The organism is Brevundimonas sp. (assembly GCF_013823285.1).
Classification (GTDB): Bacteria; Pseudomonadota; Alphaproteobacteria; order Caulobacterales; family Caulobacteraceae; genus Brevundimonas.
Map to the genome: position 1 here is coordinate 1 of NZ_PNLV01000200.1, position 698 is coordinate 698.

Below are 698 nucleotides of genomic sequence, written 5' to 3' on the forward strand. Positions count from 1 at the left end.
ACCTCTATCAACAGGCCGCAGATGGCGGCTCCGCGAGATCGCTTTGCGCGCTGGGGCTGATGTATGCGGCCGGTGAGGCTGTGCCCGCCGACCCGGCGCGCGGCGCGGACCTTTGCCGCCGCGCCGCGGAAACCGGCGACGCCAACGCCCAGACAGACCTCGGCGACTTCTACCGCAAGGGAGAGGGCGTGGCGCAGGACTATGGCTTGGCTCGTCTCTGGTACGAACGCGCCGCCGCTCAAAGGCAGGGCAATGCCGCGTTCCATCTGGGCGTGCTCGACTGGAACGGCCTGGGCGGTCCGGCCGATCTGGTCGCCGCAGGCGGATGGTTCCAGCGGGCCTATGAAGCCGGCCGCCGCGACGCCGCTTTGGCCGCCGCCTTCGCCGCCTTCAACCGCGCCGTGCCGAACGCACCGCATGGTCCGGTCGATACAATCCCGTTGGCTGAGGCGAAGCACTGGTTCGAGATCGCCATGACGGAGGATCCTGATCCCGAGTCTCGCGCTGAGGCAGCCGTCATGCTGGCGCAGATCAGCGGGTACGAACAGATGGCTAGGGAAGCGTCGGTTGACTGATTCCTTGCCAGTTTGCCTGCCGCAGCGGCCTTGCTAAGAGCGGACATGGCCAAGATCACCTACATTGAGCATGACGGGACCGAGCACGTCGTCGACGTGAAAACGGGTCTGTCCGTCATGGAA

1 protein-coding gene and 1 pseudogene are annotated in these 698 nt (G+C 66.3%); both read left to right on the top strand.

Features of this window, described 5'->3' with window-relative positions:
* A partial coding sequence (locus C0461_RS14365) for a tetratricopeptide repeat protein (protein ID WP_292107985.1) occupies positions 1-575 on the top strand: 575 nt, incomplete at its 5' end.
* 45 nt (positions 576-620) lie between these two features.
* Positions 621-698: pseudogene (locus tag C0461_RS14370) on the top strand (ferredoxin); the annotation flags it as partial.